This window comes from Delftia tsuruhatensis, assembly GCF_903815225.1.
Classification (GTDB): domain Bacteria; phylum Pseudomonadota; class Gammaproteobacteria; order Burkholderiales; family Burkholderiaceae_C; genus Comamonas; species Comamonas tsuruhatensis_A.
This window is the reverse complement of record NZ_LR813084.1, coordinates 680,286-692,207: the sequence shown is the minus strand read 5'-3', so window position 1 is coordinate 692,207 and position 11,922 is coordinate 680,286. Positions and strand designations below refer to the sequence as shown.

Annotated in this window: 9 protein-coding genes; 4 read left to right on the top strand and 5 right to left on the bottom strand. The window is 69.5% G+C overall.

Features of this window, described 5'->3' with window-relative positions:
• Window positions 1-27: 27 nt before the first annotated feature.
• The gene (locus L1Z78_RS03220; protein WP_234640117.1) at window positions 28-1,035 is read left to right on the top strand and encodes a Bug family tripartite tricarboxylate transporter substrate binding protein; all 1,008 of its coding nucleotides are present in this window, start codon (window positions 28-30) and stop codon (window positions 1,033-1,035) included.
• Window positions 1,036-1,080: 45 nt separating this feature from the next.
• Here L1Z78_RS03220 and L1Z78_RS03215 read toward each other — a convergent pair whose 3' ends face one another.
• The 4 genes from L1Z78_RS03215 to L1Z78_RS03200 are packed head-to-tail and all read right to left on the bottom strand — an operon-like array spanning window position 1,081 to window position 6,379.
• Window positions 1,081-3,105 carry an acetyl/propionyl/methylcrotonyl-CoA carboxylase subunit alpha gene (locus L1Z78_RS03215; protein WP_234640116.1) on the bottom strand — a complete coding sequence of 675 codons (2,025 nt, stop codon included), beginning with the start codon at window positions 3,103-3,105 and terminating at the stop codon, window positions 1,081-1,083.
• Between the two features lie 51 nt (window positions 3,106-3,156).
• The gene (locus L1Z78_RS03210; RefSeq protein ID WP_234640115.1) at window positions 3,157-3,906 is read right to left on the bottom strand and encodes a DUF4126 domain-containing protein; all 750 of its coding nucleotides are present in this window, start codon (window positions 3,904-3,906) and stop codon (window positions 3,157-3,159) included.
• Between the two features lie 45 nt (window positions 3,907-3,951).
• Window positions 3,952-4,737 (bottom strand): enoyl-CoA hydratase/isomerase family protein, encoded by a 786-nt coding sequence (locus L1Z78_RS03205; RefSeq protein ID WP_234640114.1) that lies wholly within the window; start codon window positions 4,735-4,737, stop codon window positions 3,952-3,954.
• A 34-nt stretch (window positions 4,738-4,771) separates the two neighbouring features.
• Window positions 4,772-6,379, bottom strand: a complete 1,608-nt coding sequence (locus L1Z78_RS03200) for a carboxyl transferase domain-containing protein (RefSeq protein WP_234640113.1) — start codon at window positions 6,377-6,379, stop codon at window positions 4,772-4,774.
• Between the two features lie 92 nt (window positions 6,380-6,471).
• Here L1Z78_RS03200 and L1Z78_RS03195 point away from each other — a divergent pair, with 92 nt between their 5' ends.
• Entirely contained in the window at window positions 6,472-8,205 is a 1,734-nt protein-coding gene (locus L1Z78_RS03195; protein WP_234640112.1) for a Na+/H+ antiporter, read from the top strand.
• Between the two features lie 44 nt (window positions 8,206-8,249).
• On the opposite strand, the gene L1Z78_RS03190 is transcribed toward L1Z78_RS03195, so the two are convergent.
• Window positions 8,250-9,968: an AMP-binding protein gene (locus L1Z78_RS03190; protein WP_234640111.1), complete on the bottom strand. Its 1,719-nt coding sequence runs from the start codon at window positions 9,966-9,968 to the stop codon at window positions 8,250-8,252.
• Window positions 9,969-10,089: 121 nt separating this feature from the next.
• Here L1Z78_RS03190 and L1Z78_RS03185 point away from each other — a divergent pair, with 121 nt between their 5' ends.
• The gene (locus L1Z78_RS03185) at window positions 10,090-11,166 is read left to right on the top strand and encodes an AraC family transcriptional regulator (protein ID WP_234640110.1); all 1,077 of its coding nucleotides are present in this window, start codon (window positions 10,090-10,092) and stop codon (window positions 11,164-11,166) included.
• Window positions 11,167-11,253: 87 nt separating this feature from the next.
• The gene (locus L1Z78_RS03180) at window positions 11,254-11,922 is read left to right on the top strand and encodes a glutathione S-transferase family protein (protein WP_234640109.1); all 669 of its coding nucleotides are present in this window, start codon (window positions 11,254-11,256) and stop codon (window positions 11,920-11,922) included.

The following is an 11,922-nucleotide window of genomic DNA, read 5'->3' as shown; positions in this document are numbered from 1 at the left end:
ATTCCAACCACCGGCAGGAGACACACCATGCAACAGCCCACCCACGGCACGCGGCGCACCGCGCTCGCCACGCTTTCCCTGGCCTTCATGGCCCTGGGCCTGGCCAGCCAGGCGTCGGCCCAGGCCACGGCGCCGGCCTTCCCGAACAAGACCATCCGCTTCGTCGTGCCCTACCCGCCCGGCGGCCCCACCGACCTCATGGCGCGCATGCTGCAGCCCGAGCTGCAGCAGCGCCTGGGCGTGACCGTCATCGTGGAGAACAAGAGCGGCGCGGGCGGCAACCTGGGCAGCGCCGAGGTGGCCCGCCAGGCGCCGGCCGACGGCCATACGCTGCTGCTGGCGGCCAGCGGCCCCATGGCCGTGAATGCCTCGCTGTACAAGAGCATGCCGTTCAACCCGCTCAAGGACCTGGAGCCCGTGGTGCAGTTGTCGGCCTTCCCGCTGGTGCTGGAAGTGCATCCCTCGCTGGGCGTCAAGACCGTGGCCGAGTTCCTGGCCCTGGCCCGATCGGGCAAGACGTTGAGCTTTGCCTCGGCCGGCAACGGCACGCCCCAGCACCTGGCGGGTGAGCTGTTCAATTCCATGGAGCAGGTCAAGCTGGGCCATGTGCCCTACCGCGGCGCGGGCCCCGCGCTCAACGACCTGATCGGTGGCCAGGTGGGCGTGATGTTCGACATCGTGGGCAGCTCGCTGCAGCACATCCAGGGCGGCCGCCTGATTCCGCTGGCCGTCACCTCGGCCGAGCGCAGCAAGGTGCTGCCCGATGTGCCCACCATGGCCCAGGCCGGCGTGCCCGGCTACCAGATCACCGGCTGGCACGGCATTGCCGTGCGCGCGGGCACGCCGCCCGCCGCCATCGACAAACTCAATGCCACGGTCAACGCCATCTTCAAGGACCCGGCCTTCCGCACGCGCTGGGAGGCCATAGGGACGCCGGCCGTGGGCGGCACGGCGGCCGAATTCGGCGCCCTGATCAAGAGCGACTCCCAGCGCCTGGGCGCGCTGGTGAAGAGCACCGGCGTGACGCTGGACTGAGCCCTGCCGGGCGCCGGAGCGCCGGAGCGCCGGGCGCCGTCGCGCTCAGGCGGCGGCCTCCAGGCGCAGCAGTTCGGAGCCTTCCGTTACCTGGTCGCCGGGCGCATAGAGCAGCTCGGCCACCACGCCGTCGCCAGGCGCGGCAATCGTGTGCTCCATCTTCATGGCCTCCATCACGGCCAGCGGCTGGCCCTTGCTGACCTTGTCGCCGGCCTTGACGGCAAAGGAGACCACCTTGCCCGGCATGGGCGCGGTCAGGCGGCCGCCTTCGGAATGCACCTCGCCCGCATGGGCCAGCGGATCGGCCAGGCCCAGCACCGCCGCGCCCTGGGGCGCGAACACATGGCATTGTTCGCCCAGCACATGGACCTGGGCGCGCAGGCGCTGGCCGGCGAATTGCACGTCGAAGGCGCCGTCGCCGGCCTGTTGCCAGGACAGCAGGCCCTCGGCCAGTGACTCGCCCTCACCCACGGCCAGTTGCAGCGCGCCGTCATGCAGGTAGCGCAGGCGCGCGGGCACGGCGGCCTCGCCCTGGCGGAAGTCCCAGCGCCGCTCGGCCACGCCGTGCGAGCGCCAGCCGTCGCGGCGGCTGAAGGGGTCGGCGGTTTCCTGCGCGCGCTCGGCCTGCAGCACCTGGGCCACGGCGGCGGCCACGGCCAGGGGCTGCGGCAGGCGCTGCTGGTGGAACAGGTGCTGCTTTTCGCGCTCGATCAGCGCCGTGTCCAATTTGGCGGAGGCAAAGGCATCGCTGGCGATGACCAGGCGCAGGAACTGCACATTGGTGGCCAGTCCCACGATGCGCGTCTCGGCCAGGGCGGCATCGAGCCGCGCCAGCGCCTGTTCGCGCGTGCCGCCATGCACGATGAGCTTGGCGATCATGGAGTCGTAGAAGGGGCTGATGGCATCGCCCTCGCGCACGCCGTCGTCCACCCGCACGTCGCCGACATGGAAGCTGGCGCAGTCGGGCTTGCGGTAGACATGCAGGGTGCCGGTGGCAGGCAGGAAGCCGTTGTCGGGGTTCTCGGCGCAGATGCGCGCCTCGATGGCGTGGCCGGTGATGCGCAGCTCGTCCTGGCGCTTGGGCAGGGGCTGGCCGCTGGCCACGCGCAGCTGCCAGTCCACCAGGTCCTCGCCCGTGATGGCCTCGGTCACGGGGTGCTCGACCTGCAGCCGGGTGTTCATTTCCATGAAGTAGAACTTCATGGCCTCGGGCTGGTCGTAGCCGCCGGGCTGCTCGACGATGAATTCCACCGTGCCGGCGCCCACGTAGTTCACGGCCTTGGCGGCGGCCACGGCGGCCTCGCCCATCTTCTGGCGCAGCGCGGGCGTCATGCCGGGCGCGGGGGCCTCTTCCAGCACCTTCTGGTGGCGGCGCTGGACCGAGCAGTCGCGCTCGAACAGGTAGACGCAGTTGCCCTGGGTGTCGCCAAAGACCTGGATTTCGATGTGGCGCGGGCGCAGCACGTATTTCTCGACCAGCACGGCGTCGTCGCCAAAGCTGTTGATGGCCTCGCGCTGGCAACTGGCCAGGGCAGCGGCGAAGTCCTCGCTGCGCTCGACCAGGCGCATGCCCTTGCCGCCGCCGCCCGCGCTGGCCTTGATCAGCACCGGGTAGCCGATGCGGTCGGCCTCGCGCTGCAGCAGCTGCGGGTCCTGGTCGGCGCCGTGGTAGCCGGGCACCAGGGGCACGCCGGCCTTTTCCATGAGTTGCTTGGAGGCGGCCTTCAGGCCCATGGCGCGGATGGCCGAGGGCGGCGGGCCGATGAAGACCAGGCCGGCATCGGCGCAGGCCTGGGCGAACTCCTCGTTCTCGCTGAGAAAGCCGTAGCCCGGGTGGATGGCCTCGGCGCCCGTGGCCTTGGCGGCTTCCAGGATGCGCTCCCAGCGCAGATAGCTGTCCTTGGGTGCGCTGCCGCCGATGTGCACGGCCTCGTCGCAGGCCTGCACATGCTTGGCGCGGGCATCGGCGTCCGAGTACACGGCCACCGTGCGCACGCCCATGCGGCGGGCGGAAGCCGCGACGCGGCAGGCGATTTCACCGCGGTTGGCGATCAGGATCTTCTTGAACATGCGTTATCTCCAGTGTTTTCTCTGCAGCCCCGGTCATCAGGCGACCGGCGGCTATGGTTTTTGATCCATCGCGGGCGCCCCGCCGAACAGCGCACGCAGGCGCTGCACCACGGCCTTGAGAAAGCGCCACAGCGCCCAGGTCAGCAGCCACATTGCGATGACCACGACCAGCAGCACGGCAGCGAAGGCCAGCGGATGCGTGAGCGCCAGCCAGATCGCGCCCACCGAGGCGCCGTCTTCCACCAGGCTGGCGCCCACGTTGGAAAACGGCTCGGGCGAGGTGTTGATGGCCGCGCGCGCCGTGCTCTTGGCCACCTGGCTGGACAGGGCCAGCGAGCCGCCCATGAGGGCCGCCATGGTGGCCATGGTCGCGCTGTCGGCGCCGAAGACGCCGGCCGCCAGTGCCGCGCCCGCAGGGATGCGGATCACGCTTTGCAGCAGGTCCCAGACCGAGTCCACGCCGGGAATCTTGTCGGCGAAGAACTCCACGAACAGCAGCGCGCCGCTGGCGAACAGCAGGGCCGGATGCTCCAGCACATGCAGCCCGCCCGGCAGCGCCACCCAGCCCAGCGCCCCCAGCAGCCCGGTCACGAAGACCACGGCATAGAGCCGGAAGCCGCTGGCCCAGCCCAGTGCGGCGGCCAGCGCCAGCAGGCCGGCCATGTCCATGCCGCTGGCGGCCTGGCCCACGCGCTCGGCCACCTCGCCGGCCGCCTCGCTGACCGTGTGGTGCACGGCCGGGCCCGGGTACAGGCCCACGGACTGCAGCCACTGGACGAGGGAGTCGGTCAGGGTGCTCATGGCGTTGGCTCGGTGATGGTTCGGCGGACAGGCAGCCTGCGCGTATCAGGCCAGCCAGGCCGGCTTGCGCTTTTGCAGGAAGGCCTGCACGCCCTCCTTGCCTTCGGCGCTGGCGCGGATGTCGGCAATGCCCTCCACGGTGGCGGCGATCAGTTGCTCGTCGATGTCGCGCCCGGCCACCTCGATCACCAGTCGCTTGCAGGCGCGGGCGGCCGCCGGTCCGGCACTGACCAGGTGCTTGAGCAGGCCGTCCACGGCGTTGTCCAGCTCGTCGGCCGGCACCACGCGGTGGACGAAGCCGATGCGCAGCGCCTCGGCCGCGTCGAAGCGCTCGCCGGTCAGGAAGTAGCGGTGGGCCGCGCGCGCGCCCATGGCACGGATCACGTAGGGGCTGATGGTGGCGGGGATCAGGCCGATCTTGACCTCGGACAGGCAAAAGCCCGCGCCCTCGGCGGCCACGGCCATGTCGCAGGCCGCGACCAGGCCCATGCCGCCCGCATAGACGTCGCCCTGCACGCGCGCGATGGTGGGTTGCGGGCATTCGTAGATCACGCGCAGCATCTCGGCCAGCAGGCCGGCGTCCTCGCGGTTCTCGTCACGCGAGTAGTCGGCCATGCGGCGCATCCAGTTGAGGTTGGCGCCTGCGCAGAAGGCCGGGCCCTCGGCGGCCAGCACCACGGCGCGCACGTCGCTGCGCTTGCCCACGGTGCGGAAGGCCTGGGTGATGTCGGCGATGACCTCGTCGCTGAAGGCATTGCGCACCTCGGGCTGGGTCAGCGTGATGGTGGCCAGGTGGCCCTGGAATTCGAGGGTCAGTGCGGTGGTTTTCATGGGTTGCCTCGCTGCGATGGAAGAACGGCCGCCGTCACATGCGGAACACGCCGAAGCGCGTGTCCTCGATGGGCGCATTGCGCGTGGCCGCCAGGCCCAGCGCCAGCACGCGGCGCGTGTCGGCGGGGTCGATGACGCCATCGTCCCACAGGCGCGCCGTCGCGTAATAGGGGTGGCCCTGATCCTCGTACTGCTGGCGGATGGGGGCCTTGAAGGCCTCCTCCTCCTCGGCCGTCCACTGGCCGCCCTTGGCCTCGATGCCGTCGCGCTTGACGGTGGCCAGCACGCTGGCCGCCTGCTCGCCGCCCATGACCGAGATGCGCGCGTTGGGCCACATCCACAGGAAGCGCGGCGAGTAGGCGCGGCCGCACATGCCGTAGTTGCCCGCGCCGAAGGAGCCGCCGATGATGATGGTGAACTTCGGCACGGCCGCCGTGGCCACGGCCGTGACCAGCTTGGCGCCGTGGCGGGCAATGCCCTCGTTCTCGTACTTGCGGCCCACCATGAAGCCGGTGATGTTCTGCAGGAAGACCAGCGGGATCTTGCGCTGGCAGCACAGCTCGATGAAGTGCGCGCCCTTGACGGCCGACTCGCTGAACAGGATGCCGTTGTTGGCGATGATGCCCACCTGCATGCCCTCGATGCGCGCAAAGCCGCAGACCAGGGTGGCGCCGAAGCGGGCCTTGAACTCGTCGAAGCGGCTGCCGTCCACCACGCGGGCGATGATCTCGCGCACGTCGAAGGGCTTGCGCGTGTCCACGGGGATGACGCCGTACAGTTCGCCGCCGTCGAACAGCGGGGCCTCGGGCGGCAGGTCGCCGGCCGATGGCTGCTTGGCGTGGTTGAGGTTGGCCACGGCCTGGCGCGCCAGCGCCAGCGCATGGGTGTCGTTGTGGGCCAGGTGGTCGGCCACGCCCGACAGGCGCGTGTGCACGTCGCCGCCGCCCAGGTCCTCGGCGCTGACCACCTCGCCCGTGGCGGCCTTCACCAGCGGCGGGCCGCCCAGGAAGATGGTGCCCTGGTTCTTGACGATGATGGACTCGTCGCTCATGGCCGGCACATAGGCACCGCCGGCCGTGCACGAGCCCATGACCACGGCGATCTGGGCAATGCCCTGGGCGCTCATGTTGGCCTGGTTGAAGAAGATGCGGCCGAAGTGCTCGCGGTCGGGAAACACATCGTCCTGGTTGGGCAGGTTGGCGCCGCCCGAGTCCACCAGGTAGATGCAGGGCAGCCGGTTCTGCGCGGCGATCTCCTGGGCGCGCAGGTGCTTCTTCACCGTCATCGGGTAGTAGGTGCCGCCCTTCACCGTGGCGTCGTTGCACACGATCATGCAGTCCACGCCGCTCACGCGGCCGATGCCGGCGATCAGGCCCGCGCCGGGCGCGTCGTTGCGGTACATGTTGAGCGCGGCCAGCGGCGCGATCTCCAGGAAGGGCGTGCCCGGGTCCAGCAGCATGGCCACGCGCTCGCGTGGCAGCAGCTTGCCGCGCGCCACGTGCTTGGCGCGCGCGGCCTCGCCGCCGCCTTCGGCGACCTTGGCCACCTGGGCCTGCAGGTCCTCGACCACGGCGCGCATGGCCGCGGCATTGGCCAGGAAGTCCGCCGAACGCGGATTGAGTTGGGTGCCCAGAATGCTCATGTGTGGCCTCTTCTTGTGTTTGCCCGATGCGGGCGCTTGGTTTTTCCGAATGTCTCGCAAGAAACGGTGGACCAGGCTAGGGACAATGCCGCATGCACACCGTTGAAATCGTCTTGCTCGTCCTGCTGCTGGGGGCGCTGACGGGCATCGCCGCACGCTACGTGCGCGCCATTCCGCTGCCGCTGATACAGATCACGCTGGGGGCGCTGATGGCCTGGCCGCAGAAGGGCCTGCACATCGCCTTCGATCCCGAGCTGTTCCTGCTGCTGTTCATCCCACCGCTGCTGTTCGCCGACGGCTGGCGCATTCCGAAGCGCGAATTCTTCTCGCTGTACCGCCCCATCCTGCGTCTGGCCCTGGGCCTGGTGCTGTTCACGGTGGTGGGGCTGGGCTGGCTGATCCACTGGCTGGTGCCCGGCATGCCGCTGACCGTGGCCTTCGCGCTGGCCGCCGTGGTCTCGCCCACCGATGCCGTGGCCGTCTCGGCCATCACGCGCAACCTGGGCATGCCCGAGAAGACCATGCACATCCTCGAGGGCGAATCGCTGCTCAACGATGCCTCGGGCCTGGTGGCGCTGAAGTTCGCCATCGCCGCCACGCTGACCGGCCTGTTCTCGTGGACCGAGGTGGCCAAGGAGTTCCTGTGGATGGCCCTGGGCGGCCTGGGCGTGGGCACGCTGATCGGCTGGGGCTTTTCCTATGCGCGCAGCACCATCACGCGGCGCCTGGGCGACGTGGCGGCCACGCAGATGGTGCTGCTGCTGATCCTGCTGCCGTTCGCCGCCTACATCGTGGGCGAGAAGATCGGCGTGTCGGGCATCCTGTCGGCCGTGGCCGCGGGCATCGCCACCAACTTCGCCGATCTGGAGCGCAGCAGCTACATCAGCGAGCGGCTGCAGACCGAGGGCACCTGGAGCATGGTCGAGGCCTCGTTCAACGGCGCCATCTTCCTGCTGCTGGGCCTGCAGCTGCCCTCCATCATCGGCGTGACGCTGCACGAGGCGGGCAGCGACTGGTGGGTGCTGGTGGGCTATGTGGCCATCATCTCCAGCGCGCTGCTGCTGATGCGCTGGATCTGGCTGACGCTGGGCGTGCAGGGCAGCCTGGTGCGCGCCCACCACCAGGGCAAGATGGCCGAGCGGCCTTCCCACCTGCTGAACCTGGCCACCACCATGGCCGGCATCCGCGGCGCGGTGACCCTGGCCGGCGCGCTGTCCGTTCCCATGCTGCTGAACAACGGCCAGCCCTTCCCCGGCCGCGAGATGCTGGTCTTCCTGGCCACGGGCACCATCCTCTTCACCCTGGTGCTGGGCAGCGTCGCCCTGCCGCTGATCCTGCGCCGCATGCCCCAGCCCGGCGAATCGCCCACGGTGCGCGAGGAGCGCCTGGCGCGCGTGGCCGCCTGCCAGGCGGCCATCGGCGGACTGACGCTCAGCGAGGAGGACATCCAGGGCCACGCCCCCGAATGGGTAGCCATGCACCAGGAGGTCATGGGCCACCTGACCCAGGAGTACCGCAACCGCGTGCAGCTGCTGGACGACGGCAGCGGAACGGCCTCCAGCATCGAGATCCAGCGCGAGGCGCCCGAGGTCGTGCGCCAGCGCAAGCTGCGCTACCTGCTGGAGATCGAGCTGCGCCTGCGCTGCATCCACCAGGAGCGCGACGCGCTCTATGCCGAGCGCCAGGCCCACCGCATCAACGACGAGTCGCTGCGCCACCTGGTCAGCGAGCTGGACATGCAGGAGGTCTCGCTGCGCAAGCGCCTGGTCGTGGCCCGGCGCGCAGCGGCCTCGGCCGTGGCTGCGCCCGAGAGCGGAACGCCCTAGGCGGTACGCGGGGGACAGCGGGCAACGGCGCATGGAAGCGGACCTCAGGCGGTCCTGGCGGGGCGCAGATCCAGCATGGCGATCATCTCGTCGCGGATCTTGAACTTCTGGATCTTGCCGGTCACCGTCATCGGGAAGGCCTCGACGAAGCGGATGTAGCGCGGCACCTTGTAGTGGGCGATCCGGCCCTTGCAGAAGTCGCGCACGCTGTCTTCGGTCAGCGCCTGGCCGGGCTTGGCGATGATCCAGGCGCACAGCTCCTCGCCATAGCGCACGTCGGGCACCCCGACGACCTGCACGTCCTGCACCTGCGGGTGGCGGTAGAGGAATTCCTCGATCTCGCGCGGGTAGATGTTCTCGCCACCGCGGATCACCATGTCCTTGATGCGGCCGACGATGTTGACGTAGCCCTCGGCGTCCATGGTGGCCAGGTCGCCGGTGTGCATCCAGGCCTCGTCGTCGATGGCTTCTCGCGTGCGGGCCTCGTCACCCCAGTAGCCGTGCATGACCGAGTAGCCGCGCGTGCACAGCTCGCCCGAGATGCCGGGCGCCACGGTCTGCCCCGTGGCAGGATCGACGATCTTGACCTCCAGGTGCGGCTGCACCTTGCCCACGGTGGACACGCGCCGCTCAAGGGGCGTGCCGGCATCGCTCTGGCAACTGACCGGACTGGTCTCGGTCATGCCGTAGGCGATGGTGATCTCGGACAGGTGCATGTCGCTGACCACGCGCTTCATCACCTCGATGGGGCAGGGCGATCCGGCCATGATGCCGGTGCGCAGCGTGCTCAGGTCGAACTCGCCGAAGCGCGGATGGTCGAGTTCGGCGATGAACATCGTGGGCACGCCGTGCAGGCCCGTGCAGCGCTCGGCCTGCACGGTCTCCAGCACCAGCAGCGGATCGAATCCGTCATTCGGGTAGACGATGGTCGAGCCATGCGTGAAGCAGGCCAGGTTGCCCAGCACCATGCCGAAGCAGTGGTACAGCGGCACGGGAATGCACAGCCGGTCCTCCGGCGTGAGCCGCATGCACTCGCCGATGAAGAAGCCGTTGTTCAGGATGTTGCGGTGGGTCAGCGTGGCCCCCTTGGGAAAGCCCGTGGTGCCGCTGGTGAACTGGATGTTGATGGGGTCGGTATTCTTGAGCGTGGCGGCCACGGCGTCGATGCGCGCATCCTGCGCATCGCCGCGCGCCAGCAGGCCGGAAAAGCGCAGCATGCCGGGCTGCTCGGCGCCCTGCCCTGCCACGTCGATCCAGACCACGCTGCGCAGTCCGGGCAGGCGCGCCGCCTGCAGGTGGCCCGGCTCGGCCGTGGCCAGTTCGGGCGCCAGTTCGCGCAGCATGCCCAGGTAGTCGCTGGTCTTGAACTGCGCCATGGTCACCAGGGCCTTGCAGCCGACCTTGTTGAGCGCGTACTCGACCTCCGAGGTCCGGTAGGCCGGATTGATGTTGACCAGCACGAGTCCGACCTGGGCCGTGGCCAGCTGCATCAGCACCCATTCGGCATTGTTGTGCGACCAGATGCCGATGCGGTCGCCCTTGTCCAGCCCAAGGCCCAGCAGCGCACTGGCCAGCCTGCGCGCCTCGGCGTGCAACTGGGCATAGCTGTAGCGCAGGCCCTGGTGGCGGCTGACCAGCGCATCGCGCTGCGGCTGGCGGGCAGCCATGCCGGCGAAGAAATCGCCGATGGTCTGCTCGATCAGCGGCACATCGGTGCGGCCTTGGGCATGGCTGGAAGCGAGCGGGGCGTTCTGGGCGGGCATGCGTTGTCTCCTCGGTTGGCGGCGCGTGCGGGCCGGCCGGGCCGGCATGGCAGCTGTTGCGTGGCAGCATAAGGGCCAACCCCGATCAGAACAGGCCACGAAGGTTGCAATAATTGCCAGCATGTTCACCCCTTCGCTGGTCAAGACCCCCCTGCCCCAGGCCGCCGCGACCATGGCCGACGCACACCCAGCTGTCACGCCCATGGCCTTTGTCCAAGCCATCATGCTGGCCTATGAGCGCCGAGGTCTCAGCGCCCTTGGCGCACTGGAGAAGGCACAAATCACGCCAGATTCCGTCACCGATGCCACACAATGCATCACGGCACTGCAGATGGAGGCTCTGTCGGACGCCGCCATGCGCGAACTCGACGACGAGGCCCTGGGCTGGTTCTCGCGGCGTCTGCCCTGGGGCAGCTACGGCATGCTGGCGCGCGCCAGCATGGGCAGCGAGCAGTTGGGCCTGGCACTGGCACGCTGGTGCCGCCACCACGGACTGCTGGCCGACGACATCCGCCTGAGCCTGGTGCAGGAAAACGGCATCGCCACGCTGGCCATCGAGGAGCTGGCCGGGCTGGGCGCCATGCGCGAATTCTGCCTGCTGTCGGTGCTGCGCAACATCCACGGACTGGCCAGCTGGCTCATCGACGAGCCGCTGCCGCTGCTGCGCGCCAGCTTTCCCTTCGATCCACCGCCGCATGCGGCTGTCTACGCCTTGCTGTTTCCGCCCGGCGAGGTGGAGTTTGGCGCGGCACGGGCCAGCCTGCGCTTTGATGCACGCTTTCTCGAGATGCCCCTGGCACGCGACGAGGCCGCCCTCAAGCGCATGCTGCAGCGCGCCCTGCCCCTGCAGGTCCGCCCCTATCGGCGCGAACGCCAGCTGGTGCAGCGCGTGCGCCAACTGCTGGCGGCCGACGCCGAATGCCTGCAGACCGCCGATACGCTGGCGCGCCAGCTGCACCTGTCGCAGCGCAGCCTGCACCGCCAGCTCAAGGAGGAAGGCGCCTCGCTGCAATCGCTCAAGGACGAGGTGCGCCGCGAGCGCGCCATCGCCCTGCTGCTGCGCACCAGCCGCCCCATCAAGCGCATCGCCCAGTCCTGCGGCTTCCTCAACGACAAGAGCTTCATCCGCGCCTTCCGGCTGTGGACAGGGCTGTCGCCTTCGGAGTTCCGAAAGAGCGCGCGCACGCGGCCTGATTGAGACAGGGATGATCCTGGCGCCGACACCTGGCGCGATTTGCATCCTGCGCGACAGCCGCCGTCCGCCGATCTGCCATAGGCTGTGCGCATGCACCACCTACACCACTGCGTCAGCGCGCGCTCGTTCCGCGCGCTGTGGATGCTCGAAGAGCTGCGGCTGCCCTACCAGCTGCACATGCTGCCGTTTCCACCACGCGTGCTGCAGCGCAGCTACCTGGAACTCAACCCGTTGGGCACGGTGCCGCTGCTGTGCCATGGCGAGGCCAGGCTGACGGAGTCGGCGGCCATCTGCGAGTACCTGGCGGCCCTGCATCCCGAGGCAGGCCTGTCGGTGGGCCCGCAGGAGGCGGGCTTCGCGGACTACCTCAACTGGCTGCACCGCAGCGATGCCACGCTGACTTTCCCCCAGACCCTGGTACTGCGCTATCTGCACCAGGAGCCGCCCGAGCGGCGCCAGCCGCAGGTGGCACAGGACTACCAGCGGTGGTTCCTGGCGCGGCTGCGCTGCGTGGAGGCCGCCACGGCACAGCAGGAATGGCTGTGCGCAGGCCGCTTCACGGCGGCCGACGTGGCCGTGGGCTATGCGTTGATGCTGGCGGCCTATCTGGACATGGCCGGGCAGTGGGGTCCCGCCACCCAGGCCTACTGGCAGCGCCTGCAGCAGCGCCCGGCTTTCCAGAGGGCCTTGCAGTCGGAGCAGCAGGCCGCGCGTGAACAGGGCGTGCAAGCCAGCCCCTCGCCACAGCTGCGCGACTGA

Excerpts from the sequence above, each read along its gene's own strand:
- L1Z78_RS03220 (WP_234640117.1), top strand. The coding sequence starts at position 28 with ATGCAACAGCCCACCCACGGCACGCGGCGCACCGCGCTCGCCACGCTT.
- L1Z78_RS03215 (WP_234640116.1), bottom strand. The coding sequence starts at position 3,105 with ATGTTCAAGAAGATCCTGATCGCCAACCGCGGTGAAATCGCCTGCCGC.
- L1Z78_RS03210 (WP_234640115.1), bottom strand. The coding sequence starts at position 3,906 with ATGAGCACCCTGACCGACTCCCTCGTCCAGTGGCTGCAGTCCGTGGGC.
- L1Z78_RS03205 (WP_234640114.1), bottom strand. The coding sequence starts at position 4,737 with ATGAAAACCACCGCACTGACCCTCGAATTCCAGGGCCACCTGGCCACC.
- L1Z78_RS03200 (WP_234640113.1), bottom strand. The coding sequence starts at position 6,379 with ATGAGCATTCTGGGCACCCAACTCAATCCGCGTTCGGCGGACTTCCTG.
- L1Z78_RS03195 (WP_234640112.1), top strand. The coding sequence starts at position 6,472 with ATGCACACCGTTGAAATCGTCTTGCTCGTCCTGCTGCTGGGGGCGCTG.
- L1Z78_RS03190 (WP_234640111.1), bottom strand. The coding sequence starts at position 9,968 with ATGCCCGCCCAGAACGCCCCGCTCGCTTCCAGCCATGCCCAAGGCCGC.
- L1Z78_RS03185 (WP_234640110.1), top strand. The coding sequence starts at position 10,090 with ATGTTCACCCCTTCGCTGGTCAAGACCCCCCTGCCCCAGGCCGCCGCG.
- L1Z78_RS03180 (WP_234640109.1), top strand. The coding sequence starts at position 11,254 with ATGCACCACCTACACCACTGCGTCAGCGCGCGCTCGTTCCGCGCGCTG.